This is a genomic window from Agrobacterium leguminum (genome assembly GCF_015704895.1).
GTDB lineage: Bacteria > Pseudomonadota > Alphaproteobacteria > Rhizobiales > Rhizobiaceae > Agrobacterium > Agrobacterium leguminum.
On the sequence record NZ_JADQWB010000019.1, the window covers coordinates 17,050 to 41,063 of the forward strand.

The 24,014-nt window shown below is 58.3% G+C and carries 24 protein-coding genes and 1 tRNA gene; 12 read left to right on the plus strand and 13 right to left on the minus strand.

The genetic code is table 11. The features are described 5' to 3' along the window. Both grxC and I3J13_RS21365 read right to left on the minus strand, forming a co-directional pair. Window positions 1–255, minus strand: a complete 255-nt coding sequence (grxC, locus tag I3J13_RS21360) for a glutaredoxin 3 (RefSeq protein WP_003522552.1) — start codon at window positions 253–255, stop codon at window positions 1–3. Window positions 256–315: 60 nt separating this feature from the next. Further along, window positions 316–1,107 (minus strand): ComF family protein, encoded by a 792-nt coding sequence (locus I3J13_RS21365; RefSeq protein WP_196380150.1) that lies wholly within the window; start codon window positions 1,105–1,107, stop codon window positions 316–318. Between the two features lie 143 nt (window positions 1,108–1,250). Here I3J13_RS21365 and I3J13_RS21370 point away from each other — a divergent pair, with 143 nt between their 5' ends. Then, window positions 1,251–2,132, plus strand: a complete 882-nt coding sequence (locus I3J13_RS21370) for a methyltransferase domain-containing protein (RefSeq protein ID WP_196380151.1) — start codon at window positions 1,251–1,253, stop codon at window positions 2,130–2,132. A gap of 18 nt (window positions 2,133–2,150) precedes the next feature. Here the strand turns inward: I3J13_RS21370 and I3J13_RS21375 are convergent, their stop codons facing one another. From I3J13_RS21375 to I3J13_RS21400, 6 genes are all read right to left on the minus strand, one after another. Further along, window positions 2,151–2,342 (minus strand): Flp family type IVb pilin, encoded by a 192-nt coding sequence (locus tag I3J13_RS21375; protein ID WP_196380206.1) that lies wholly within the window; start codon window positions 2,340–2,342, stop codon window positions 2,151–2,153. Window positions 2,343–2,436: 94 nt separating this feature from the next. After that, window positions 2,437–2,751 (minus strand): hypothetical protein, encoded by a 315-nt coding sequence (locus tag I3J13_RS21380; RefSeq protein WP_003522548.1) that lies wholly within the window; start codon window positions 2,749–2,751, stop codon window positions 2,437–2,439. Between the two features lie 173 nt (window positions 2,752–2,924). Continuing rightward, the gene (gene mutT, locus I3J13_RS21385; RefSeq protein ID WP_003522547.1) at window positions 2,925–3,338 is read right to left on the minus strand and encodes an 8-oxo-dGTP diphosphatase MutT; all 414 of its coding nucleotides are present in this window, start codon (window positions 3,336–3,338) and stop codon (window positions 2,925–2,927) included. After that, the gene (locus I3J13_RS21390) at window positions 3,335–4,111 is read right to left on the minus strand and encodes a GNAT family N-acetyltransferase (RefSeq protein WP_003522546.1); all 777 of its coding nucleotides are present in this window, start codon (window positions 4,109–4,111) and stop codon (window positions 3,335–3,337) included. The genes mutT and I3J13_RS21390 overlap by 4 nt, the downstream gene beginning before the upstream one ends. A gap of 18 nt (window positions 4,112–4,129) precedes the next feature. Further along, window positions 4,130–5,371 (minus strand): bifunctional glutamate N-acetyltransferase/amino-acid acetyltransferase ArgJ, encoded by a 1,242-nt coding sequence (gene argJ, locus I3J13_RS21395; RefSeq protein ID WP_196380152.1) that lies wholly within the window; start codon window positions 5,369–5,371, stop codon window positions 4,130–4,132. Between the two features lie 85 nt (window positions 5,372–5,456). Next, the gene (locus I3J13_RS21400) at window positions 5,457–6,320 is read right to left on the minus strand and encodes a peptidylprolyl isomerase (RefSeq protein WP_035237262.1); all 864 of its coding nucleotides are present in this window, start codon (window positions 6,318–6,320) and stop codon (window positions 5,457–5,459) included. 242 nt (window positions 6,321–6,562) lie between these two features. Between I3J13_RS21400 and secA the strand changes: the two genes are divergently transcribed. From secA to I3J13_RS21425, 5 genes are all read left to right on the plus strand, one after another. Beyond that, window positions 6,563–9,280 (plus strand): preprotein translocase subunit SecA, encoded by a 2,718-nt coding sequence (secA, locus tag I3J13_RS21405; protein WP_196380153.1) that lies wholly within the window; start codon window positions 6,563–6,565, stop codon window positions 9,278–9,280. Window positions 9,281–9,415: 135 nt separating this feature from the next. Further along, window positions 9,416–10,309: a DMT family transporter gene (locus tag I3J13_RS21410; protein WP_196380154.1), complete on the plus strand. Its 894-nt coding sequence runs from the start codon at window positions 9,416–9,418 to the stop codon at window positions 10,307–10,309. 81 nt (window positions 10,310–10,390) lie between these two features. After that, window positions 10,391–11,593, plus strand: coding sequence for a glucans biosynthesis protein MdoC (mdoC, locus tag I3J13_RS21415; RefSeq protein ID WP_196380155.1), 1,203 nt, complete (start codon window positions 10,391–10,393; stop codon window positions 11,591–11,593). 57 nt (window positions 11,594–11,650) lie between these two features. Then, on the plus strand, window positions 11,651–13,066 hold the full coding sequence (uppV, locus tag I3J13_RS21420) for a Wzx-type polysaccharide biosynthesis protein UppV (protein ID WP_196380156.1): 1,416 nt from the start codon (window positions 11,651–11,653) through the stop codon (window positions 13,064–13,066). Between the two features lie 8 nt (window positions 13,067–13,074). Beyond that, the gene (locus I3J13_RS21425; RefSeq protein ID WP_059753593.1) at window positions 13,075–14,346 is read left to right on the plus strand and encodes a GNAT family N-acetyltransferase; all 1,272 of its coding nucleotides are present in this window, start codon (window positions 13,075–13,077) and stop codon (window positions 14,344–14,346) included. Between the two features lie 54 nt (window positions 14,347–14,400). Here I3J13_RS21425 and uppQ read toward each other — a convergent pair whose 3' ends face one another. Beyond that, window positions 14,401–15,036 (minus strand): polysaccharide biosynthesis GNAT family N-acetyltransferase UppQ, encoded by a 636-nt coding sequence (gene uppQ, locus I3J13_RS21430; RefSeq protein ID WP_020812124.1) that lies wholly within the window; start codon window positions 15,034–15,036, stop codon window positions 14,401–14,403. Window positions 15,037–15,331: 295 nt separating this feature from the next. Between uppQ and I3J13_RS21435 the strand changes: the two genes are divergently transcribed. Next, a tRNA-Leu gene (locus I3J13_RS21435) sits at window positions 15,332–15,416 on the plus strand. Window positions 15,417–15,980: 564 nt separating this feature from the next. Beyond that, window positions 15,981–16,844, plus strand: coding sequence for a DNA adenine methylase (locus tag I3J13_RS21440; protein WP_338081654.1), 864 nt, complete (start codon window positions 15,981–15,983; stop codon window positions 16,842–16,844). Here the strand turns inward: I3J13_RS21440 and I3J13_RS21445 are convergent. Together I3J13_RS21445 and I3J13_RS21450 are read right to left on the minus strand one after the other, a co-directional pair. Then, complete coding sequence (locus I3J13_RS21445) at window positions 16,836–17,813, minus strand: hypothetical protein (RefSeq protein ID WP_196380158.1); 978 nt, start codon at window positions 17,811–17,813, stop codon at window positions 16,836–16,838. The genes I3J13_RS21440 and I3J13_RS21445 overlap by 9 nt on opposite strands. Then, window positions 17,810–18,952, minus strand: coding sequence for a ParB N-terminal domain-containing protein (locus I3J13_RS21450; RefSeq protein WP_196380159.1), 1,143 nt, complete (start codon window positions 18,950–18,952; stop codon window positions 17,810–17,812). The genes I3J13_RS21445 and I3J13_RS21450 overlap by 4 nt, the downstream gene beginning before the upstream one ends. A gap of 537 nt (window positions 18,953–19,489) precedes the next feature. Here I3J13_RS21450 and I3J13_RS21455 point away from each other — a divergent pair. Then, on the plus strand, window positions 19,490–20,005 hold the full coding sequence (locus I3J13_RS21455; RefSeq protein ID WP_035264342.1) for a disulfide bond formation protein B: 516 nt from the start codon (window positions 19,490–19,492) through the stop codon (window positions 20,003–20,005). A gap of 30 nt (window positions 20,006–20,035) precedes the next feature. Here I3J13_RS21455 and I3J13_RS21460 read toward each other — a convergent pair whose 3' ends face one another. Beyond that, the gene (locus I3J13_RS21460; protein WP_003585610.1) at window positions 20,036–20,593 is read right to left on the minus strand and encodes an HNH endonuclease; all 558 of its coding nucleotides are present in this window, start codon (window positions 20,591–20,593) and stop codon (window positions 20,036–20,038) included. A 283-nt stretch (window positions 20,594–20,876) separates the two neighbouring features. Between I3J13_RS21460 and I3J13_RS21465 the strand changes: the two genes are divergently transcribed. From I3J13_RS21465 to I3J13_RS21475, 3 genes are all read left to right on the plus strand, one after another. Further along, entirely contained in the window at window positions 20,877–21,242 is a 366-nt protein-coding gene (locus tag I3J13_RS21465) for a hypothetical protein (protein ID WP_196380160.1), read from the plus strand. Window positions 21,243–21,388: 146 nt separating this feature from the next. Then, complete coding sequence (locus tag I3J13_RS21470; RefSeq protein ID WP_080854412.1) at window positions 21,389–21,994, plus strand: transglutaminase-like cysteine peptidase; 606 nt, start codon at window positions 21,389–21,391, stop codon at window positions 21,992–21,994. 195 nt (window positions 21,995–22,189) lie between these two features. Next, entirely contained in the window at window positions 22,190–22,981 is a 792-nt protein-coding gene (locus I3J13_RS21475) for a metallophosphoesterase family protein (protein WP_196380161.1), read from the plus strand. Window positions 22,982–23,053: 72 nt separating this feature from the next. Here I3J13_RS21475 and I3J13_RS21480 read toward each other — a convergent pair whose 3' ends face one another. Continuing rightward, complete coding sequence (locus I3J13_RS21480; protein WP_080854410.1) at window positions 23,054–24,001, minus strand: polysaccharide pyruvyl transferase family protein; 948 nt, start codon at window positions 23,999–24,001, stop codon at window positions 23,054–23,056. Window positions 24,002–24,014 lie beyond the last annotated feature (13 nt).

The window sequence follows — 24,014 nt, forward strand, 5'->3', positions numbered from 1 at the left end:
TCAGGCGGCCAGCAGCGCGTCCAGTTTACCCGCGCGCTCGAGCGCATGCAGATCGTCGCAACCGCCCACATGCTGGCCGTTGATGAAGATTTGCGGGAACGTCGTTCCGCCGGATTTCTCGATCATTTCCTGTCGGTATTCCGGTGTCGTCGTGGCGTTATATTCGGCATAATCCACGCCCTTGCTGTCCAGCAGCGCCTTGGCGCGCGCGCAATAACCACAAAAATCCCGCGTATAGATCGTCACCGGTGCCATGTTTTCAAAGCCCTCGCAAACGTGCGGTAAAACGCACGATAAAGTCATGTCATTCAGGTTTCATATAGGCCCGGAAATGGCCATTGCAAAGGTCAAAACCGTCACATCCGCGGCACCAGCCTTGCGCAGGGCGCGGCTTGCCGCACCCACCGTCGCACCGGTGGTATAGACGTCGTCCACCAGCACCACGCGCCTGCCATGGACATCGGTTTCCCGGCCGGGCGCAAGCGCGAAAGCGCCGCGCATATTGTCCCGCCGGGCAAGCGCGGAAAGACCCACCTGCCGCTCTGTCGGTTTCACGCGCAGCAGCGTGCCGGCAAGCAAGGGCTTACCGGAGGCCCTGGCCAGATGCCGCGCCAGCTCGGCGGATTGATTGAAGCGGCGGCGCAGGAAGCGGTTGCGATGCAATGGAACGGGCACGATGCAATCGCAGGCATCCACCGTTCCGTCACTTGCCCTCATCATCCACAGCGCCATCAGGCGGGCGAGATCGGTCCGGTCCTGATATTTCAGCCGGTGCACCAGCTTGCGGGCGGTTCCCTCATGGCTTGCGACGGCGCGCAGCCGGTCAAAAGGCGGCGGTTCGGCAATCGCCTGCGCGCTCACGAAACCGTCTCCGTGATCCCGCGCGAAGGGAATGCCCAGAACCTCGCAAAAAGGGCGATCGATAAAGGCCACATCCCGCCAGCAATCCGCGCATAAGGCGCCCTCGCCGCCGGTCATGCGGGTGCAGCCCGCGCAGGTTGGCGGGTAGACCATACGAAAGACCGCACGCCACATGTCTCCCGCCGCCGCCGGCACGGCCGCAGACTTCGACAGCAACCCCGAAAACAGACTTTCACCAGCACCCATGAGGTTGACTTTACCGCCGAACGGGTGCCTTTGCGAGAGCGATAGTTCCCTCCCGACACCGGGAAAACGATGCCCCAACCGGCATGAGACCAACGATACGGCCCGCCGATCCCGAAGGCGTTTGAGGCCGAGCAGGCAAGACGATGGATATTCTCTTTGACCAGGCCCTGATCGAACAAAACCGTCGCCGGGCGTGGAACCGGCGCGACGACAGGGCCCTGTTTCTTCTTGATATGGCGGCCGAAGAGCTGGCCGACAGGCTTGCCATCGTCGAGCGCCAGTTCGAGACCGCAATCGAACTTCACGGCGGAACCGGCGTCACCGCCCGGCGGCTGGCGGAAACCGGCAAGGTGGATATCATTCGCCGTATCGAAACCGAGAGCTCTTTTGCGACGGATGCGAATATTCCCGAGGCCGCTTCCATGGAGCATCTGCCGCTTGAAGAGGCCTCCGCCAACCTCATCGTTTCACCGCTTGCCCTGCATCTGACCAACGATACGCCCGGCGCGCTGATCCAGATCCGCCGGGCATTGAAACCGGACGGCCTGTTTCTCGGCGCCATTCCCGGCAGCGGCACCCTGCAGGAACTGCGCGACGTGCTGCTGACCGCCGAGGCGGAGCTGACAGGAGGCGCCAGCCCGCGTGTCATTCCCTTCGCCGATGTGCGCGATGTCGGCGCGCTTTTGCAGCGCGCCGGGTTTGCGCTCCCCGTGACCGATGCGGAGAGCTACACCGTGCGTTACGATTCGATTTTCCCGCTGATGCGCGACCTGCGCGCCATGGGCATGGCCAATCCGCTGGCAAGCCGCAGCAGAAAGCCGCTCAACCGCGCCTTTTTCCTGCGCGCGGCGGAGCTTTACGCCGAGCGATATTCCGATCCTGACGGGCGGATAAGAGCGACATTTTCCATCATCTATGTATCAGGCTGGGCGCCGCACGAAAGCCAGCAGAAGCCGCTGAAACCCGGCTCCGCCAAGGTGCGGCTTGCCGATGCCTTAAAGACAACCGAGGTGAAGCTGTCCTGAGCGATCAGCCAAAAGGCTTCAACTCTCGACCAAAGTGTCTACGATGAATTGAAACACGGCATTGATATTGCTGCTGATGCTGCCTGCGCCAGCAATGAGGGCCGCGGAAATCAGCCCGGCGATCAAGCCGTATTCAATCGCTGTCGCACCGTCTTCGTTTTTGCAAAAACTGATAAAAAAATGCAGCACAGGATATTCCCCACCCGCCATCCGGTGCGTTGCGACAACCGGCTTCTGCCCTGTTGAAATCAACTCTATCCTAGGTCGGCGATGTGAGGAATCCGTTACCTTTGATGGTAAACGATCAGCAACCGCTCTCGTTGCTATAACCCGTGACCACGCAGGGCATTTCCGGCATCGGCTGGGTGATGCTGCGACGGATGGAATAGGTCTTGCCCACATCCGTCTTTTTGATGGAGCCGGTGCTGATCATGTCGTAATTGTCGGGAAACTGCGCCACCCGCGTGGAGGATTTTCCGGCAAGCATGGGAGTGACGATGAGCGAGAGCGCGATAACCGCCGTGCCGAAAAGCAGCGCCACATTGAGCACGCCGGTGCGACGGGATTTGTCGGAATACAAGTGACGACCTTCCACCGTCTTCCAGAAATCCTCGTTCATGACCAACCTCGTCTCGCGCAGTTTACCGCTTCTTTAGCTTAACAATCTGCCAGAGGGTGCTGAACGATCTCTTAACACAGCCCCGTTTTGGCACGGCAAAGCGCTGCAAACGGGGCATTTTCACGAAGCTGTGACGGGATAATACGCGAGGACCTCGGGGGGGCTTCCCGATTTTATAGCAGATCCTGCAGGAAGGGGATGAGCGGCTCATCGGCCGGCGGCATGGGGTAATCGCGCAGGGCCTGCGGCTTCACCCATTTGATCGCCTGCCCTTCCCGGCCATGCGCAATGCCCTCATAACGGCGGCACACGTAAAGCGGCATCAGGAGGTGAAAGGTCTCATAGGTGTGGCTGGCAAATGTCAGCGGTGCGAGGCAGGCGACCTTGGTTTTGATACCCAGCTCCTCGTCCAGTTCACGGACAAGGGTTTCCTCCGGCGTCTCGCCATGCTCCACCTTGCCGCCCGGAAATTCCCACAGGCCTGCAAGCGACTTGCCTTCCGGACGCTGCGCCAGAAGAATGCGGCCATCTTGATCCAGAAGGGCGCAGGCGGCGACGAGCAGGATTTTTTTGCCTGCCTCGCTCATTCGCCGGTTCCCTTGCGCCAGTAGCGATAACGATAGGCCTCCGAGAAGCCGAATTTCTCATAAAGGGCGATGGCAGGCGCATTGGTGGAAACCACCTGCAGCCAGGCGGTTTTTGCGCCGCTGATTCTCGCCCAGCGCAGTGCCGACGACAAAACCTGCGTGCCGAGGCCCTTTTTACGCTGCGACTTTTCGACATCGAGGGAGATGATGCCGGCAAGGTCGTTATCCTGCACGCAGATCACGGTCGCGAGCGGATTGCCTTCCACTTCCTCATTGATGAAAAGGCCGAGCGCCGGCTTGATGGAGCTGACGATTTCCGCAATCGCCGGACGGAGCGCCGGATCGCTATCGCTGACCTTGATGCTCGCCTCGACAAAACGGCCGATATCGTGGCTCGGCAGGCTGACCAGCGTTTCGGGCAGCTCCATGCCGGAGAGATCGGCCGTCATGACCATCACCTCTTCGAACACGGACCAGCCGTCATTCGCCAGAAAATCCCTGAGCTGCGGCGGCATCAGCGTCGTTTCGCGCACCACCAGCGGTCTGCCGAAATCTTCGAAACGCTTGCGCGCTTTTTCCAGCCGCACCGCGCTGTTTCCGTAATCGGACGGGTCCAGCGGCACCACGCAATTGATGCGCTTGGAGGGGTGCGAACCCGTCAGGCGGATTTGCCAGCTGCCGTCATAAATCACCGACGAGGCAGGCCATGCCCGGAAACTGACGGCTTCCAGACGGCGAACCAGCGGCAGATTGACGGCTTTATTGTCCTGCATTCTCTTCGGCTCCAACGGTCAGCTCCGATAGTCGCCGTTGATCGCAACATATTCTTTCGTCAGGTCACAGGTCCAGACGGTGGCCGTTCCCTGACCGAGACCGATATCCACCTTCACCGGAATGTCTTCGAGACGCATCACCGCGCTGGTTTCCGCCTCCGAATAATCCGGGTCACGCTCGCCGTTGACGGCCACGCGCACGCCGCCGAACCAGATGGCGAGGCGGTCACGGTCGGCCATTTCGCCGGACTTGCCGACGGCCATGACGACGCGGCCCCAATTGGCGTCTTCGCCGGCAACCGCGGTCTTCACCAGCGGCGAATTGGCGATGGAAAGGGCAATCTTCTTGGCGGCGGCATCGTTTTCCGCGCCCGTTACGGTGACTTCCACCATCTTGCGCGCGCCTTCGCCGTCACGAACCACCTGCAGGGCAAGGTCCTTCAGGAGATCGTTCAGCGCGATGCGGAAGCCGGCAAGGCGCTCGTCATCGGCGCTCGTTACCTTCACCTGGCCGTCTTCAGCGGCAGCACCTGTCGCAAACAGCATCAACGTATCGGAGGTGGAAGTGTCGCTATCGACCGTCACGGAATTGAATGTCGGGCCAACACCGGCAGACAGTAGCGACTGCAGGGCGGCGGGCTCGATATCCGCATCCGTCACCACGAAAGAGAGCATCGTCGCCATGTCGGGCGCAATCATGCCAGCACCCTTGGAAATGCCGTTGATCGTTACGATCACGCCGCCGATCTCGGCGGTGCGGGTCGAAACCTTGGGATAGGTGTCGGTCGTCATGATCGCCTTGGCGGCTTCCTGCCAGAAATCGGCTTCCGCCCTGACGTTCATATCGCCGAGAACGCCGGCGAATTTCGTCGCATCCAGCGGCTCGCCGATCACGCCCGTCGATGCCAGGAACACCTCGCCTTCAGAACAGCCAACGGCGGCAGCAGCGGATTTCGCCGTCAATTCGGTCGCGGCCTTGCCCTTGACGCCGGTAAAGGCATTGGCATTGCCGGAATTGACCACCACCGCGCGCGCCACGCCGCCGCCGAGATTGGCGCGGCAGAAATCGACCGGGGCAGATGGGCATTTCGATTTGGTGAAGACGCCGGCGACGCTTGCCGGCTTGTCGAACACCATCAGCAGAACGTCGGTGCGGTTCTTGTACTTGATGCCGGCGGCAGCCGTCGCCATGCGAACGCCGCGCAGCGCAGGCATGTCAGGATAGGATTTCGGAGCGAGCGGAGAAACGGCAACGGACATGGGAAGCGCCTGAAATTCTGGAAAAGGGGTCTGGAATGCCTGAGATGAAACGGGGCGGCCCATAGCCGCCCCGTAACATTTGTTTTTACTGCTGCGGCTGAGCCTGCTGTTCCTTCGTGGCTTCGTCGTAGCCCTTCTTCAGCGTCTCATCCATGATTTCGATCTTCTGGTCGGCCTTTGCCTTCTCGATGAGGGCAACGTACTTGTCACGCATGACAAGCTGACGAACCTGCGGCTCGACCTGCTCGAAAGCCGGCGGCGGCGCGATACGCTTGTCTTCGAGCTTGATGACGTGGAAGCCGAACTGGGTCTTCACCGGAGCCTTGGTGTAAGCGCCCTTTTCGAGACCGAAAGCGGCCTCTTCGAATTCCGGAACCATGCGGCCCTTGCCGAACCAGCCGAGATCGCCGCCGTCGTCCTTGTTGGAATCGGTCGACTTTTCCTTGGCGAGCGCGGCGAAATCCTTGCCCGAATCAAGCTGCTTGATGATGTCCTTGGCTTCGTCCTCGCTGGCGACCAGAATGTGGGCGGCCTTGATTTCCTCTTCCTGCGGCAGGGCTGCGACTTCCTTGTCGTAGCGGGCCTTTACTTCGTCAGCGGTAACGGCATCGACGACATGCTTGCGGAAATAGGCGTTGTGCAGCTCACGGTCCTGGATGAACTCCATGCGCTTCTTGAAATCTTCAGTCTTTTCCAGACCTTCGGCGCTGGCGTTCTTCACCAGAAGCTTGACGTCGATCGCGCCGGAAAGGGCTGCAACCTTCTTCTGCTCATCGGGAAGCTGCGCGAGCTGCGGGTCGAGGTTGCTCATGGCGAGGTCGAGTTCGGACTGGTGGATTTCCAGATCGCCGACCTTGGCGACAACCTTGTCTTCCTGTGCGAAAGCCGGAAGCTGGAGGCCGAGCGTGGCCACAATCACCGCAGCCGCAATTTTATTATAGCGCAACATTTTGAACCTTTCGGGGACAATGCCGGCTCCAGACATGGTTTCCGGCTCTGAAAAAACTTCCAAACACCGGATTGTGGCCATTCTGTAACGGGCAGAACCGTTGACATCATTTGCCCCCCCTCTTATCTGTCACGCAACCTCGCGTCCAGATACGTTGAAGGGCGAAGTCCGTCATTTATGCTGAAATCGGCGTGACGGAGAAAAGCGCCCGGCAAAACGGAATTTCAGAAAGGGCCAGTAAGATGGTCAGTCTCGGCGGAATAGCCCGCAAGTTGTTCGGTTCGGCAAATGACCGCCGCGTCCGCTCCTATAAAAGCAAGATCGCAGCCATCAATGCGCTGGAAGAAGCCACCAAGGCGCTCTCCAATGAGGCGCTGGCGGCCAAGACCGCTGAGTTCCGCCAGCAGCTTGCCGATGGCAAGACGCTGGACGACCTGCTGATCCCGGCTTTCGCCGTTGCCCGCGAAGCCTCGCGCCGCGTTCTGCATATGCGCCCCTTCGACGTGCAGCTGACCGGCGGCATGATTCTGCATGGCGGCGCCATCGCCGAAATGAAGACCGGTGAAGGCAAGACCTTGGTGGCGACCCTTGCGGTCTACCTCAACGCCCTTGCCGGCAAGGGCGTACATGTCGTCACCGTCAACGACTATCTCGCCAAGCGCGACGCGGCCACGATGAGCAGGCTCTATGGCTTTCTCGGCCTGACGACCGGCGTGATCGTCCACGGGCTGGACGACGACCAGCGCCGCGAGGCCTATGCCTGCGATATTACCTACGCGACGAATAACGAACTTGGCTTCGACTATCTGCGCGACAACATGAAATATGACCGCGCCCAGATGGTTCAGCGCGGCCACAACTACGCGATCGTCGACGAAGTCGACTCGATCCTGGTCGACGAGGCGCGCACGCCGCTCATCATTTCCGGCCCGCTGGACGACCGTTCCGACCTTTACAACACCATCGACGCCTTCATTCCGCTGCTGACGCCGGAAGATTACGAAATCGATGAAAAACAGCGTTCGGCCAACTTCTCCGAAGACGGCACCGAGAAGCTCGAAAACCTGCTGCGGCAGGCGGGCCTCCTGAAGGGCGAATCGCTTTACGACGTCGAAAACGTCGCCATCGTTCACCACATCAACAATGCGCTGAAGGCCCACAAGCTCTTCACCCGCGACAAGGACTATATCGTACGCAACGACGAAATCGTCATCATCGACGAGTTCACCGGCCGCATGATGCCGGGCCGCCGTTATTCCGAAGGTCAGCATCAGGCTCTCGAAGCCAAGGAAAAGGTGCAGATCCAGCCGGAAAACCAGACGCTTTCCTCCGTCACCTTCCAGAATTATTTCCGCATGTACGAAAAGCTGGCCGGCATGACCGGCACGGCTGCGACGGAAGCGGAAGAATTCGGCAACATTTACGGCCTCGACGTCATCGAAGTGCCGACCAACCTGCCGATCCAGCGTATCGACGAGGACGACGAGGTTTACCGCACCGGCGAGGAGAAGTTCCAGGCGATCATCACCGAGATCAAGGCGGCGCATGAACGCGGCCAGCCGGTTCTGGTGGGTACGACCTCCATCGAAAAATCCGAGCTTCTGGCGCATCTCCTGCGTCAGTCCGGCTTCTCCGATTTCCAGGTCCTGAACGCCCGTTACCACGAGCAGGAAGCCTATATCGTTTCGCAGGCCGGCGTTCCGGGTGCGGTTACCATCGCCACCAACATGGCCGGCCGCGGCACCGACATCCAGCTCGGCGGCAACGTCGACATGCGGCTTGAGCGCGAGCTCGAAGGCATCGAACCCGGTCCGGAACATGACGCGAAGGAAGAGGCAATCCGCGCCGAGATCAAGGTGCTGAAGGAAAAGGCGCTTGCCGCCGGCGGTCTTTACGTCATCGCCACCGAGCGCCACGAAAGCCGACGCATCGACAACCAGCTGCGCGGCCGTTCCGGCCGTCAGGGCGACCCCGGCCGTTCGAAATTCTACCTCTCGCTTCAGGATGACCTGATGCGCATCTTCGGTTCCGAGCGCATGGACTCGATGCTGCAGAAGCTCGGCCTGAAGGAAGGCGAGGCAATCGTCCATCCGTGGATCAACAAGGCGCTGGAGCGCGCCCAGAAGAAGGTCGAAGCCCGCAACTTCGAGACCCGCAAGAACCTTCTGAAATATGACGACGTGCTGAACGACCAGCGCAAGGTGATCTTCGAGCAGCGTCTCGAGCTGATGGAAGCCGACAATATCGGCGAAACCGCAGCCGATATGCGCCATGAAGTGATCGAAACGCTCGTCACCAAGCATATTCCGGAAAATGCCTATGCCGAACAGTGGGATATTGCAGGCCTGAAGGCTGGTATCGCCCAGTTCCTGAACCTCGACCTGCCGGTTGAGGAATGGGCCAAGGAAGAAGGCATCGCCGAGGACGATATTCTTCAGCGCGTCACCGAGGCCGCCGACAAATACGCCGCCGAGCGCGCGGAACGTTTCGGCCCCGAGATCATGACCTATGTGGAACGTTCGGTCATTCTCCAGACGATCGACCATCTGTGGCGCGAACATATCGTCAACCTCGACCATCTCCGCTCGGTCGTCGGTTTCCGCGGTTATGCCCAGCGCGACCCGCTGCAGGAATACAAGGCGGAAGCCTTCGAACTGTTCCAGGCGCTGCTCGCCAATCTGCGCGAGGCCGTTACCGCCCAGCTGATGCGGGTGGAACTGGTGCAGCAGGAACCGCAGCAGCCGGAACTGCCGGAAATGACGGCGCATCATCTCGATCCCAATACGGGCGAAGACGAAATGGCGCAGGGCCAGCAGGCTGCGCCCGCTGCGTTCGTGCCGGCCGAGGATCGCGATCCGGAAAACCCCGCCACCTGGGGTCGCATCGGCCGCAACGAAATGTGCCCCTGCGGCTCCGGCAAGAAATACAAACACTGCCACGGCGTTTACGAACAGGCCTGAGGCAGTTCCTGACAGACAAACGAAATCGCCCGCACCTTCGGTTGCGGGCGATTTTCGTTGCACCCCTCGATCGCTGTTGACGGATATCGGCAATTTCCAATATGGGAGCCTCATCGTCCTTCGGAAAACGCTTTCATGGCTCCTCGCGACTTTGCCGCCTATGTTTTTCTCGCACTCGCGTGGGGAATGTCGTTCCTGCTGCTTTTGCATGTCGTCGAGGCCTTCGGCTGGATCGGGGCGGTCACGCTCCGCTCGCTGGTCACCGCCATCACCCTGTTTCTGATCGCGATTGCGGTGCGCCGAAAGCTCGCATTTTCCGCGAGCTGGCGCGCCTTCGCAGTCGTCGGCGCAACAACGGTCGCGGGACAGTTGATCGGCCTCTCCTATGCGACGCCGTTGGTCGGCACCGCCATGGCCGCCATATTGGTGGCCACCATCCCGCTCTTTTCCATGCTCATCGCGCAGGTCTGGGGTATCGAGCGTCTGACGCGTCAGGGCATTGCCGGTCTCGTAATCGGTCTTGCCGGCATCATCCTGCTTGTCGGCTTTCCCGCCGTTCCCGTTACAACCGGTTTCATCATCGGCTGCGCCGCCGCTGTCGCCGCGTGCATCTGCGCGGCCTATGGCAGCAATTTTGCCAGCCGCCACCTGAAGGGCGTGGGTTCCTGGGAAATCACCATAGGCTCATTCCTGACAGGCGGCCTGATGACCCTGCCGCTTCTCTTCGCGGTCCCATTGCCGAGAACGCCTGATCTCATCGATTACGGTTATCTTCTGGTGCAGGCGGTGGTCATGAGCGGCCTCACCTACATCACCTATTTCAAGCTTGTCTCCTCGATCGGCGCAACCAGGGCGATCAGCGTGGAATTCGCCGTGACCGTCGTTGCGGTCCTCGTCGGCGCGCTGGTGCTGGATGAGCCGCTTTCGCTTCCCCAGCTTTTCGGCGCCGGCATCATCATTCTGGGCTGTGCGCTGGTCCTCAATCTCATGCCCAGAAAAAAGGCTCCGCCCACACCGTCCGGGGCGTGAAGGGTTTATTAGCGTTTTCCACCAATAGTCGTGCTGGTCATTGCTGATCACACGGGATCGCGCCTGTCGCGCGAGGGAAAAATGCAACCGGGCAAACCTGACTACGAGCATTACTGGGACCCGCTAAGGGCGCTCCTCATGCTGCTTGGCATTCCCTATCACGCCTCCCTCCTCTACAGCCATGCCCTGCCATGGGACATCAAGGATTTCGACACCAGCCCGTTTCTGAGCGCGCTGGGTGCCGCACTCGTCACCTTCCGCATGCCGGCATTCTTTCTGGTGGCCGGTTATTTTTCCACCATGGTCATCGGCAAAAAAGGCAAGATGCGTTGGCTGAGGCAGCGTTTCCTGCGCCTCGGCGTGCCCTTTATCGTCGCGGTCCTTCTGCTCGGTCCATCGCAGCTTTTTCTGCTGCAACTGGCCGGCGTCGCCAAAGGCGATATCCCGGCCGACCGGCTGCTTGAGAGCCTGCCCAGCCTGCTGCGCCCGAGTGAACAGTGGATCATGCATCTATGGTTCCTGCCTGCCCTTGTCTTCTATTCGATCCTGCTTGCCGGCCTGCTGTTTCTCGCGGAACGTCCGCCAGTGGCATATATCAGAGACTGGTTAGGCAGCCTGCGGCAGCGGCATACCACCCTGTTTTTCGCGGCACTCTGCATCCTGCCTGTTTTGTGGGAATTGATGATCTACGGATCCGGCCAGCTTGCGGCAAAGAGCGGAAGCGGCCTCTTTCTTCTCTATGAACGCGCTTCCGATCCCTATGCGCGTTACCTGCCATTCTTCCTCATCGGCGCGCTGCTGCACCGTGACCGCGCCCTCTTTCACCGCTTTCGCCAGACGGGCCTTCTCACCGGCGTCATCGCGGCGGGCACCATCGCGACGGCGGTGACCCTGCGCCTGCAATATCCCTTTTCGAATTCGGCCCTGCTGGTGCTGGTGTCGGCAATTGCGGCGGTGGCGGCAAGCCGTCTGTTGATAGACCTCGCCTGCCGCTATTTCGACAGGCCGAACCGGCTTGCCAGACGCATGACGGATGCGTCCTTCACCATCTACCTGTTTCACCATCCGCTGATCTACGCCTTCGGAACGCTGTTCATCCTCATTGCGCTGCCGCCCATCCTCGAATTTACCATCATCGTTGCGGCCACCACGGCGGCGGCCTATATGCTGCATCAGGCGATACGCCTCAGCCCGCTCGCCCTTTTCCTGTTCAACGGCATTCGCAAGCCACGCGTGGCGGACGATATTGGCACACAGGCCGGCGCGTCCCAAACCCTTCGTTAAGGATGAAGCGCGTATGATCGGCTCGCCTATTCAACTGGAAATGATGGCGTGTGGATCATGGCTATCCTCAACACGGCGGAAAAAGCCTTACCCGCAGGCCTGCGCGCGAAGCTTTCGCTGCTGGTAGCGAAAGTCGCCGTTGTTCTTTCCGGCGGGGATGAGGTCTCCCGCGCGCAGCGCATGGCGCTGGTTGCGTTTGCGGTGCGTATCGTCAGCGCCGGTATCGCCTTCATTTCCCAGATCATCCTTGCCCGCCTGATGGGCGAATTCGAATATGGCCTGTTCGCTTTCGTCTGGGTTCTGGTGATCCTGTTCGGCAATCTTTCCTGTCTCGGTTTTCACACGACCGTCATCCGCTTTTTACCCGGCTATCGTCTGGAGGATGCCCATGACAAGATCATGGGGCTGACCTCGACGGCGCGTGTCTTCGCCATGCTTTCGGCCAGCGCGCTTGCGATTTTCGGTTTCGTTTTCCTGTATTTCTTCGGCGAGCGCATCGCCTCCTATTATCTCATTCCCGTTTCGCTGGCGCTTTTCACCCTGCCGATGGTGGCGCTGGGCGATGTGCTGAACGGCACCGCGCGCGCCAATGGCTGGGCGGTCTCCGCACTCAGCCCCACCTATATCGTTCGCCCGGTGCTGATCCTGCTGTTCATGCTGGTAGCAATCGGTCTCGGCGCGGAAAAAACCGCAACGACGGCCATGCTGACGGCCCTTCTTGCCACCTATGTCACCACGCTTTTCCATTTCGCCTTCATGAACCGCCGGCTCAACCGGCATTTCCGCAGCACGGTCCGCAGGGTGCATTTCCGCCACTGGATAAGGTTCGCCTTCCCGATGTTCCTGATCGACGGCATCGGTTTTTTGATGACCAATTCCGATGTGGTGATTGTCGGGCTTTATCTGCCGCCGGATCAAGTCGGCATCTATTTTGCCGCGGCCAAGACCATCGTGCTGATGCAATTCGTGTTTTTCTCGGTGCAGGCGGCAGCCGCCCCGCGCCTGGCCGCCCTGATGTCGGCCAATGACCGGCAGGGGCTCGCCGGTTTCGCCAGCCAGGCCGCGCGCTGGGCCTTCTGGCCGTCGCTCGCCGTCGGCAGCGTGGTGCTTCTGGCCGGCCCGTTCCTGCTGTCGCTGTTCGGTCCCGGCTTCGTTCAGGGTTATGAGCTGATGTTCTTCCTTTTTGCCGGTTTCCTCGCCAAGGCGCTGATCGGCCCGGGGGAAACATTGCTGAACATGGCCGGCAAACAAAAATTGTGCGTCGTCCTTTATATTATCATCTTCGGTTGCAACATTGCACTCAACATGGCGCTCATTCCGGTCTATGGTCTGGCAGGGGCCGCGGCAGCGGTGGCGATAGCCATGTGCATAGAAGCTGTGCTATTGCATATTGCCATTCGCCGCACACTCGGGATCGTCCTTTTTGCCTTCAACGATCCCCGGGCGGGTCAAAACACTGGGAAGGCGGTGTAACGATAAGCATGTCCAGCGATCCAAAGAATCCGGATTTTCAGGACCCGCGCATCGCGGCACTGATGGCGTCTGCGGAGCGTGATCGCCCCGTGGCCGACAGCAGCCGACGCGTGGGCCGCGATGGCCGGGAATTCTGCATCTATCCGGGTCAGCTCGGTTATGACATGCAGGAAGAACTCGACTTTCTGTCCAACCGCGTCATGGAGGCGAATGTCTTCTTCACCGGAAGGCTTCTCGCGCCCGCCATGCCGCGCATCGAGGACAAGTCCGTGCGCTTCGCCCTCATTCGCGATGAGAACGGTGCCAGAAGCCGCATGCGCTTCCTGATGCCCTTTACCGTGGAAAAGCCGGGCTTTTCCATCGGTCCCTCCATCATTCGCGTCTGGGCCAATCCATTCGGGCCGCTCGGCACGCCGCTGGTCGACACCGAAGGCGCTGCCGAAACCCTCGACAATCTTTTCGATGCGCTTTCCGATAGCAATATGCGTCTGCCGAATGTTCTGGTTCTGCCGGATGTCCGGCTGGAAGGGCCGTTTGCCCGCATGTTCAAAGCCATCGCGCTCAGCCGCAACCTGCCGGTGACGACGACGGGCAATTATTACCGGCCGATGCTGGAAAGCCTTCTCGATGGCAAGGCGTATCTGCGAAACGCCCTCGCGCCGCACCATTTGCGCGAAATGAACAGGCAGTGGCGTCAGCTCGAAAAACTTGGGCCCCTCTCCTATACCGTTACCCGCCAGCCAGCGGACGTGCGTTACCGCATGGAGGAGTTTCTGGCGCTGGAGGCGAGCGGCTGGAAAGGCCGCAAACGCACCGCGCTGGTCAACGACCGTTATCGCGCCGCCTTCGCCCGCGAGGCGATCACCAATCTGGCCGAAGCGGATGCAGTGCGTATCCACACCATCGATCTCAATGGCAGCGCCATCGCCTCCATGGTCGTCTTCATCACCGCCGGCGAGGCCTATACGTGGAAGACCGCTTTCGACGAGAGCTATGCGCAATTTTCTCCCGGCAAGCTGCTGGTGCAGAAACTGACCGACTGGCATCTGGATGACGCCAATATTCTGCGCAGCGACAGCTGCGCCGTGCCCGATCATCCGATCATGAGCCGCTTCTGGCAGGAACGCCAGGAGATGGGCACGCTGGTCGTCGGGCTTGCCCAGAACAGCGACCGGGACGTGCGGCAGGTTTCCACGCAGGTGGACATGTACCGCAACACCCGCAACCTCGCCCGCAGCCTGCGGCAGAAAATCCTTTCCTTCGGACGCAAGGGCAATTGATCCGAAGGGCGCCAGTGGCGCCCTTCGACGTTTCCGACACGGACAAAACCTGCTTCAGCGCGAGGCCGTCCGGATCATCTTGCACAATTGCGTCAGCGCCGCATCGTATCCGCCGCCCAGAATATCGACACAACGGCGGGCGAGCTTGATCTGCTCAGTTCGCGACATATCGTTATAGGCTTGCAGGGCATTGCGCATCGCGCCGGGAGACACCGTGCCCGAGCCGCCGGGACCGGTGGTGCTGCCGCCGGGATTTCCGGGCGTTCCGGTCGAACCGGAGCCACCGATACCGACGCCGACGCCGAGACCGACACCGCTCGAGCCGCCCACATTGGCCCCGACATTGGCATTAATGCCATCCGAGCCGCCAACGGAAGCGTTCACACCCGCATTGACGCCGCTGGAACCGCCGACGGATGCATTGACATCCGCATTGACCCCATTGCTGCCGCCGACCGATGCGTTGACATCCGCACCCAGCCCGCCGCCGCTCCTGCCGCCGACGTCCGCACTGGCGTTAACGCCACTGCTGCCGCCAACGGAGGCATCGACCCCGAGCCCGCCGCTGCCATTGTCGCCAACACTGGCGTTAACCCCATTCTCGCCACCGATCCCGATATCCAGCGCATGGGCGTTGATCGGCAGGATCAGGCAGGCGGACAGTAATAAATTGCGAGAAAAAGCCCTCATAATTTCCTCCCTATGAGTTTGGCCATTCCCGCCCCGCGTGGAAACTCCACCCTGACATCATAATTCAATTAGTAATTGCGTATATTCTAATTTATTAGAGGTGCCTAATATTACCCTAATGCCGCAACTGCAGGTGTCGCGATCCGGCACAGCCGCCCTCCGCAATATTTTGATCGGTGGACCGGCAAAGACGGAAAACCGCGCGCGCAAACACGCGCAATTCAAAAGGATAAGTCAGCTTTGGGGTTGCACGCATGGCCTTGACCATGATAGACGCCGTGGCATTACCACCGTTGCCCCAATGGCGGAATTGGTAGACGCGCCGCACTCAAAATGCGGTTCCGAAAGGAGTGCTGGTTCGATCCCGGCTTGGGGTACCATTACCTAAAAATAGCATTGATTTTCTTAAATTTTCCAGTCCGAAGTGTCCAAGTAGTTCACACCACATAGAAAAGTTGGAAATTCTCTTGCAAAAATGGGTCAGCCGCAAAACGGCCGTCTGAACGATGCAAGAAGGCCGATCGGTTAGCACCGGTCGGCTTTTTGCGTTTAGGTCAGCTGTAAAGAATGGATAGATATTCCGCCGGAGGAACCCACGGCCGCGATAGGTAGGAATCTGATTTTCTGGTCTATAATTGTTTTCAGCGTTCAGATGATCTCCACGGTCCTTAAGACGCCTCGGCCAGCGCCCGGCGGACCTTCCGCTTCCGTTCAGTCAATGCGTGGTCGGGGAGGTGCGGAGCACCCATTCGATGACTGCATCGGATTTGTTCGGGTCATCAAAGATAAGGGCGGCATGGCTACTAAGGAACAAACCGCTCTGGAATAAGTACCAATAAAAACTTATACGTTGGTGAAACCAAATGTAGGCGCTTATAAGAGTTCACTGAGGAAATATGCATTTCCCAAGCCTCGAAAATCGGCAGAGCAAAGGGACGCGGCGCGTGGATAGCCAATTACAAAATTTAAAGAATGCGGCACTACGCTCTCTTTCCCCGTTTCGCTACCCGGGTGGCAAGGCATTCTTGAGCACATTTCTTGCAGCGCGCGTTCCCGCGGTCGACGGTGAGCGGCACTATGCGGAACCGTTCTGCGGAGGAGCTGGCGCAGCTCTAATTTTGCTCAGATCCGGCACGGTGCAGCACCTTCATCTTAATGATGCGGACGTTCGAATCTATTCGGCTTGGCGCGCCATGCTCCAGGAGACGGATCGCTTTGTAGATCGCCTGCTGAACATTCCGGTAGGCATGCCTGAGTGGTACAAGGCATCTGACTTGGTCAAAAAAGGAGCCAGCTCCGGCTATGACTTTGACGTCGGTTTCGCAACATTCTTTCTCAACCGCACGAGCCGTTCCGGTATAATTGTTGGAGCCGGTCCGATCGGAGGTTACAATCAGACCGGAAAATGGAAGATTGACGCGCGTTTTAACCCCCAAAATCTGGCGGACCGGATAAGATGGATTGGCTCCGCCTCAAATCAAATCTCACTGACCAATGAGGACGCCTTAACATTTCTCCATCGCTCCATTGACAGAACGCCCTTGGCGAAGACCCTTTTTTTCGTTGATCCACCCTACGTTCAAGCTGGCGGTCGGCTTTATTTAAATGCCATGAACGAAGGAAAGCACATCGCATTGAGCGATATCCTCCAAGATTCCAAAATCAAGCATTGGGTACTGACTTACGACGATCATCCACTAATACGATCAATCTACCGCGAACAGAAGATTGAGAATCTCGCAGTTACCTACAGTCTTCAAAATAAGAGAAAAGAAAATGAGGTGCTGATTGAACCGGCATCACAATAATGCTGTGGTCCGATACTCGTTAAGCCAGTCCACGACCGCGCCGACTTGATCAGCTTCATCAACCATGGTGCCGGTTTGAAATAGCTCGAGGCCGACCTTGGCATTCGGAGGTAGCCGTAGCCTATCAATCACGGCTCGGTGAAATTGGTTTTGGGAATTCCAGAACCTCTCATCCGTGACGCGGAATGGAATTATCGTAGCGTATTGTCGGTTCCCGGTCGCCACGTCCTGCATGTAATTTGCTTCAAAAACCCGCGCATGTTCCGACGCTGGCTTTCCGGGCCAATTGCCCCCGCTGGCCGTCTGGCCGAAGAAAAGATGTGTCGGCGGCGGCGTTGCCTGCTTCGTCCATCCTAGAACATCAATACCTCCATCCTTTTCGTCTGGTGAGGTGTAAATTCCCGGCGGATTTCGCACGTTGAAACCTGCGCCATTCTCTGCGGCTCTCTGCAATAATGCCACTATTGATTCGCCACTCAAGCGCGGCCACCCGACGCTAACAGCGGGACCACGAGTCAGACCGGAGATTGCGAGCGTCGCCAATATTTGAAACACTCTGTTTCGCAACCTCGTCAAGAGTGCGCCGGTTGGTGGCTTATTAAGTATCGGCGATGCCGTGACATGCGAGGTAATCAAGCAAATGAGATAAAAGGAGTAAACTGGGGACGCCCAATCATCCACCAAGCACAGTTCTTCTCCGTCCTCGTCTAGGCGAAATGGATAGGTGTCACCGAGGTGCTTTTCCCTTAACTCAACTTCATTCTCAATTCTCTCCCGAAGTTGTTCGAGTGCTTTATCGGCCTCGCCAATGTCCTCTTCATCTTGCTCCTCAAGCTGCTTCAGAGATGACGTAAGCGCGTCTGTACGGGCAATTCCGTATGGCCCAAAGAGAGCCACCAACTCCATCCAATCCACCAGTTCAGCTTCATGCGATTCAAGGTTTGGCGGATCAACTTGCAATACCGTCATTTCTGGGTTTCCGAGGTTTGTGCAGCCATCGCAGTTTCGATCTGAAGCTTTACGATACCAGCCTTCTTGTGAAGCGATATCGCGATCTGAAGCATCTCTGGTTGGCTTTTCGCATCGAACCCTTCGATAGCCGCCACCGCATGGCTTAGTTCAGCATTCGCCGCAATAAGATGCTCCTCAAAACGCAACATAAGAGGGGTAGATGCGGTTACGGCTTCGCCAAGATCAGCTCGCTCTTCAAGGACCCTTATTCCAACAGGAGAGCCAAGGACTTCCCGCAAGCGGTTGAGGTCGGGGTTTTGACTTTTTACGGCGGGCGCTATGTCCCTGTCCTTTGACCCATAGAGCCAAGTTAGGAGATTTCTCAACTGGTCATAGTGCGAAGCTGGGACCGGATTTCGCGACGGGTCTACTGATCGATCAGGACGCTCCATTCCGAGATAAGTGGTAAACTCTTCATACGACAGGCCTGTATATAGATGGGAAAAGCTAAATGACCTTTTTTTGCGGTCCTCAATCGAATAAACACGGTCACGTTCAGCTTGATCAAGAAGGAATTTCGCCGTCACCATTCTATGAATGGTCATGTGTTGATCGCCCATTCTTCCGGCAATCTCTGCCAAACTCATTCCGTCCGGCTTTTTCGACTCGTCATCCAACCAACGGGCTGCAAATCGAGCCTTTGCGAAAGCGTCCCAACCTTGCGGACCATTGATGTGCTTAAAACCAATCAAATCTCGCGCGTCAGCCTCTGTCGCGACCCGATAGCACAGCAGCTCATCGAGTGTGGCACGTTTCGCATCATCCATAGGCGGGAGAATTAGTCGCGCTTCCCTCGCCAATTCCGGATTCCGTAAAACTCGCACTGCGGCCAGTCGGCGATTGCCTTCGAGTACGGCAAACCTACCGTTCGTCTCTAGAACAATGAGCGGCTCAATATTGATATAACCACTTGTTGCAATTGATTGAATGAGCTCAGCCAAGTCGGCACTACGCGCCAACTCAATCACTATATCGTGCTCATCGGCCGAGCTCGGCATCTTGTCAGGCGTAAAGCGCGGGTTGTTTGGGTCAAAATCCAGCAGTCCAACCGGGACCTTTGCCGACTTGCCGACGGGCAAAATCGCATCCAAATCCATTTAACAACCCTTTTACTGTTTTTGACTCGCGGAACTCTTCGTGCCCGGATAACCGATCAGCACAAACTTTCAAGGAGTGTTCCTCAGAATCTTAGCGGACACAAGTTTACGAGAGGTAATTTGTTTATAACCGCGCACTGTTCGGTGCAGGGTCGCGCAACGATTGGACACTTTTTCGAAAAGCTAAAAGTTTTCACCAAAACCCCGGATGTCCAGTGCGATTGCAAGCCGCTGATTTCGTTCAAAATCAGCGGCCCGGCTTGGGGTACCATTTCCAAAAGCGCATTGATTTCTCTAGGCTTTGCCCCGCACGGGCCCGTGAATTCTCTAATGGCCACACGCCGCCGACAAGCTCACGAAACTTTGCTTGTGCGCTCCCGAGTATTACCGGGCTTTCATTTGCCAGATGCAGCGGACTGGATTAGACGAATCCCGTTACACCCCGTGAGGACCGGCGACTTAATTTCGCCATCACGCCCGCCTTTTTGAAAGCCCGTCCGGGATATCTGCTTCTTCGCGAAGTTTGAGGAAAACAACATGGCCAATGCGACCACCGCCGACAATAGCCGCACGCTCGCCGCTCTCGGCGTCACGGCGGGAATGATCTTTACCGTCGGCTCCGCCCTCGGTTTCCAGCATATTGGCGGTTATACGCCCTGTGCGCTGTGCCTGCTGCAGCGCGATCCTTATTATTACGCCATTCCGCTGGGCATATTGGCCATTGCGACCAGCATCTTCAAATTGCCGGTTCAGATCACCCGGCTGCTGCTTGCCCTTATCGGCGTGGCGATGTTGATCGGCGCCGGGCTCGGCGTTTATCATGCCGGTGTGGAATGGGGTTTCTGGGAAGGGCCGATCACCTGCGCCACCGGGGCGCCTTCCATCACCACCAATGCCGGCGATCTGCTGGGCAATCTGAACGCCATCAAGGCGCCTTCCTGCAACGACGCCGCCTTGCGGGTGCTCGGCCTTTCCTTCGCGGGCTGGAATGTCATCGCAAGCGTTGCACTTGCGGCAGTCGCCTTTTTTGGCGCGAGCCGTAAAAGCCGGTAAGCGGAAAACCGCGTTGCAGTCCTCAAAAGATCAGGGCTGCAGTTCGGTATCCCAGTAAAGATAGTCCATCCAGCTTTCGTGCAGATAATTGGGCGGGAACAGCCGCCCGTTATTGTGCAGATCCTGAACCGTGGGCTGGAAGGGCTTCTGCGCCGGGAACATGCCCGCCTGCTTGGGAAGCTTGCTGCCTTTTTTAAGGTTGCAGGGAGAGCACGCCGCAACGACATTGTGCCAGGTGGTTTCACCGCCATGCGCGCGGGGAATCACATGGTCGAAGGTCAATTCGTCCCGCGTGCCGCAATACTGGCATTCGAACTTGTCCCGAAGGAAAACGTTGAAGCGCGTAAAGGCGGGGTTGCGGGTGGGCTGCACATAGGTCTTGAGGCTGACGACGCTCGGCAGCCGCATGGAAAAGCTGGGGGACGACACCGCGTGATCATATTCTGCAATGATGTTCACACGGTCTAGAAAGACGGCCTTGATCGCGTCCTGCCAGGACCATAACGACAAGGGATAATAACTCAGTGGCCTGTAGTCTGCGTTCAGAACGAGCGCCGGCAGGGCCTGTGGTGAAACTGCAATCGTCAAGGGCTTCTCCTGAGCGATTCGGCATCTGCACTTGTATATTAGGTCCGTTGTTACAGGATTGTGAAGCCTATAAATGCAGCGGCGAAGAGCTTAATTTTTGAGCCGTAGAATGGCCTTTTTCGCATTCCTGACGATCGAACGGCACGGTGACACCTCCTGGCGTTGTGACACCGCTGGCCGATGCTGCAGGAAGGCGATTCGGGCCTTTGCCAGGCACAAATCCTTCTCACACCGGATGCACTATCGGTGATATGATTACCCCCGACGGACGACTGGAAAATCAATGCGCGCCGGGCATGGCAAATATGCGGCGGCGGCATTCATCATTTCCGTCAATGGAGGAACGGTCATGAGGTTGGGCAGGCAGCAAGCGGCAGCATTGCGGGGCGGCCTGGTGGTCGGCGTCCTGACCGCCCTCATCTGCCTCTCCGCGGGCGCCCATGCCCAGCAGTATCAGAATTTCGAAGTAACGCCGGATGGCCGCGGCGGGGCGCAGGGAACGATCGGCGGGCGCAATTTCGAAGTTTACCGAAATTACGACCGGCCGCCGGCAAGCCGTGCCTACCCCGAGACCCGGCGTGAACTCAGGCGGGCCGTCCCGCAGCAAACCTGTATTATCGACACCGAGGGGCGAACCCGCTGCAGGTGAGTGCGAACCCGGCTTTCCCGCTGTTTTCAGCGCGCTGTCACAAAATTAGATTTCGTTAAAATGCAATCTATCGACTTAAACGGCCCGCAAGAATGGGTCGCTATGGTGCCAGGCACAAGACAAGACAATTGTGCAGGGGCAAGGACATGGCGAAGAGAACAATCCGTCTGGCAAAGATTTTTGCCGTCGCTGCCGGCGTGGCGGCAAGTGTTGCGACAACGGCATCGGCCGTCCAGCTCGGTGGCCTTGCCCAGAAGCCCGGCGCATCGCGGCCCGGCCAGTTCATGACCACGAGCCGTCCCACCATCGCACCCATTGCCTTCGCTAAATTCTGTGAAAGCGCCGCCGACCAGTGCCTCCGGATTGGCGACCGCGATACGGTGGAACTGAGCAAGCAGAAGCGCACGGAACTCCAGCGCATCAACGCCGAGATCAACACCTCGATAAGCTATGTCGGGGAGCAGGACGGCGAAGACGACTGGAAACTGAACCCGGCAAGCGGCGACTGCGAAGATTTTGCGGTGACCAAGCGGCAACGCCTCCTGCGCGCCGGCTGGCCCTCGGGCGCCCTGCGCATCGCCACAGCCCGCACGACGGATGGCATAGGACATGCCGTTCTGGTCGTCAGCACCAGCCAGGGCGATCTGGTGCTGGACAACCGCACCAATGTCGTCAAGCCGTGGAAAGCGGTGGATCTGAAATGGATCAAGATTCAGTCGCACGAGGACCCGCGTGTCTGGCTGAAACTCTAGAACACTGTTTCAGGCTAAAGCCGCCCTTTCGGACGGCAGGCATTTCGATTGCCGGTTTAAGGCAACGTATCTTTCGACCATCAAAGCGGGTATTCTTTCCCCACAGAATCGGCGCGTCAACGCAGCTTTGGCGGGTGATGCAACAGCCGCCTTCAACGCTCTTGACCTTGTGCGGGAGAGACAGTATCGGCAGCTATGCCCAAGGTGCTCAACTGGATTCGCGGTCGTAAACAACCAGCCTCCCGCGACGACCGGAGGCGGCGCAGAATTGACCTTGGCGACAAGCCGGCCTCCTTCCCTATCTATGCCATTGGCGACGTGCATGGCAGTCTCGACCTGCTGTTGCAGGCGGAGCAGAAAATCCTTGCCGATCTGGGACCCGACCCTTCTCCCGCGCTGGTCGTTCTCCTCGGCGACTATGTCGATCGCGGGCGCGATTCCCGTGGCGTTCTCGAACATTTGCTGCAGCCCCCGCCCGCGCCGCTGCGCCGTATTGCGCTTTGCGGCAACCACGAGCAGCTCTTCCATGATTTTCTCGAAAATCCGCAGCAGAATATGCACTGGCTGGACTTCGGTGGCCGCCAGACGCTTTTATCCTACGGCGTCGATATCGACTATTTCCTGCAAAAGGGCCGCCTGAGACTGCAGCCATTCAGGGACGCCCTGCTCGGCGCAATTCCGCAGACCCACCGCCAGCTTTTATCCAGCCTGCCGATCTACGCCCGGATAGGACCCTATATTTTCGTGCATGCCGGCTTGAGACCGGGATTGCCGCTGGAGACGCAGACGGATAAGGACATGCTCTGGATCAGGGAGCCGTTCCTGTCACAAGGGGCCGGGCTGGATCTCGTCGTCATCCACGGCCATACGCCGGTAACCGAGCCGGAAACCGGCCCGCAACGGATCGGCATCGACACGGGTGCATTCACCACGGGCAGGCTTACCGTTCTCAGGCTTTCGGATGCGGGCTTGCACCTGATCGGTTGAGGTGAACAATCGGCTCATTTCCCCGAAAGACGACCTTGATGCGCGCGCGAGCCCGCGACGGATTGCGGAGTTTCACGCTCTCCTGAACTGCCGTTTCCAGCTTTCGATTGCGTCCACCGGCAACTTTATCGGCGGCACGTCGCTCCCGGAAATCCAGTTCGACATTCTGTCGAAATCCTTGCGATCCATGGCCGGCAAACCAGTATCCTTGGAAATTTCCGTGGCCCGGTTGTCGACTTTGACGATTAGGGCGCGGCGAAATTTCTGCATCGCGCGAATGCCGCCATGCAGGCGCGTTCCCACGAAATCCACATCCTCATTATCAAGAAAATGGTTATAGGCTGCGAGCGTCGGATCGATGAACTTCAGCCCGGAAATATTCATGGAAGCCAGATAGGCCGCATCTTCGCGCTGCTGCGGCCAGAAATAGACGGTGTCGTAACGATCCTTCAGAATTTCAATCATCTTTTTGTCCTCCTCCTGACGGTTGAGGTAGAAGGTGAGCGTTGTGACAACGGAAGAGGCCTTGGAAGTGGGAATGGACCTGCAATGGTCCGGATCAAGGCCCCACATGGTCGGGCAAGAGGTGTTCAGAACCTTTTTGCCCAGGGTCCTGAGTTTTTCGGCGGTGTAATTGTCGCGCACGGCATGCGTGAATTCATCCGACAGAATTTTTTTCAGAATCCAGCGCGAATAAGCGTTCGGTTGCTTCATGTAATTCATCCAACCGCAGCCGAGCAGAACAGTCTCCCGGAAGGCGAATGCATCCCAGGGTAGCAACTTCCACAACACGCGGGCTTCCATGTTCGATGCAAGAATATTGGTGCCGGAAACAAAGGCAGCTTCGCTCTTGCGCAGCAGCGACTTCGAGACGTTTGTCATATATTCATGTGTCGCCACGTGATAGGGGTAAGCTTGGGGAACAACCTCAAGCAGCACCTCCTTGACGGCATCGAGAATGATCTGATCGCCGAGATTGTCCGAGGCTACGGTTGTATCGAGAATGGTAATCGTCTTCATTGGAACCTCGTCG

What these genes read in the sequence shown, in the direction of transcription:
- I3J13_RS21455 (WP_035264342.1), top strand. Translation starts at nt 19,490, where the DNA reads ATGGCCAATGCGACCACCGCCGACAATAGCCGCACGCTCGCCGCTCTC.
- I3J13_RS21400 (WP_035237262.1), bottom strand. Translation starts at nt 6,320, where the DNA reads ATGTTGCGCTATAATAAAATTGCGGCTGCGGTGATTGTGGCCACGCTC.
- mutT (WP_003522547.1), bottom strand. Translation starts at nt 3,338, where the DNA reads ATGAGCGAGGCAGGCAAAAAAATCCTGCTCGTCGCCGCCTGCGCCCTT.
- I3J13_RS21465 (WP_196380160.1), top strand. Translation starts at nt 20,877, where the DNA reads ATGCGCGCCGGGCATGGCAAATATGCGGCGGCGGCATTCATCATTTCC.
- uppV (WP_196380156.1), top strand. Translation starts at nt 11,651, where the DNA reads ATGGCTATCCTCAACACGGCGGAAAAAGCCTTACCCGCAGGCCTGCGC.
- I3J13_RS21390 (WP_003522546.1), bottom strand. Translation starts at nt 4,111, where the DNA reads ATGCAGGACAATAAAGCCGTCAATCTGCCGCTGGTTCGCCGTCTGGAA.
- mdoC (WP_196380155.1), top strand. Translation starts at nt 10,391, where the DNA reads ATGCAACCGGGCAAACCTGACTACGAGCATTACTGGGACCCGCTAAGG.
- uppQ (WP_020812124.1), bottom strand. Translation starts at nt 15,036, where the DNA reads ATGAGGGCTTTTTCTCGCAATTTATTACTGTCCGCCTGCCTGATCCTG.
- argJ (WP_196380152.1), bottom strand. Translation starts at nt 5,371, where the DNA reads ATGTCCGTTGCCGTTTCTCCGCTCGCTCCGAAATCCTATCCTGACATG.
- I3J13_RS21470 (WP_080854412.1), top strand. Translation starts at nt 21,389, where the DNA reads ATGGCGAAGAGAACAATCCGTCTGGCAAAGATTTTTGCCGTCGCTGCC.
- I3J13_RS21480 (WP_080854410.1), bottom strand. Translation starts at nt 24,001, where the DNA reads ATGAAGACGATTACCATTCTCGATACAACCGTAGCCTCGGACAATCTC.
- I3J13_RS21425 (WP_059753593.1), top strand. Translation starts at nt 13,075, where the DNA reads ATGTCCAGCGATCCAAAGAATCCGGATTTTCAGGACCCGCGCATCGCG.
- I3J13_RS21410 (WP_196380154.1), top strand. Translation starts at nt 9,416, where the DNA reads ATGGCTCCTCGCGACTTTGCCGCCTATGTTTTTCTCGCACTCGCGTGG.
- I3J13_RS21445 (WP_196380158.1), bottom strand. Translation starts at nt 17,813, where the DNA reads ATGACGGTATTGCAAGTTGATCCGCCAAACCTTGAATCGCATGAAGCT.
- I3J13_RS21475 (WP_196380161.1), top strand. Translation starts at nt 22,190, where the DNA reads ATGCCCAAGGTGCTCAACTGGATTCGCGGTCGTAAACAACCAGCCTCC.
- I3J13_RS21370 (WP_196380151.1), top strand. Translation starts at nt 1,251, where the DNA reads ATGGATATTCTCTTTGACCAGGCCCTGATCGAACAAAACCGTCGCCGG.
- grxC (WP_003522552.1), bottom strand. Translation starts at nt 255, where the DNA reads ATGGCACCGGTGACGATCTATACGCGGGATTTTTGTGGTTATTGCGCG.
- secA (WP_196380153.1), top strand. Translation starts at nt 6,563, where the DNA reads ATGGTCAGTCTCGGCGGAATAGCCCGCAAGTTGTTCGGTTCGGCAAAT.
- I3J13_RS21375 (WP_196380206.1), bottom strand. Translation starts at nt 2,342, where the DNA reads ATGGCGGGTGGGGAATATCCTGTGCTGCATTTTTTTATCAGTTTTTGC.
- I3J13_RS21365 (WP_196380150.1), bottom strand. Translation starts at nt 1,107, where the DNA reads ATGGGTGCTGGTGAAAGTCTGTTTTCGGGGTTGCTGTCGAAGTCTGCG.
- I3J13_RS21380 (WP_003522548.1), bottom strand. Translation starts at nt 2,751, where the DNA reads ATGAACGAGGATTTCTGGAAGACGGTGGAAGGTCGTCACTTGTATTCC.
- I3J13_RS21450 (WP_196380159.1), bottom strand. Translation starts at nt 18,952, where the DNA reads ATGGATTTGGATGCGATTTTGCCCGTCGGCAAGTCGGCAAAGGTCCCG.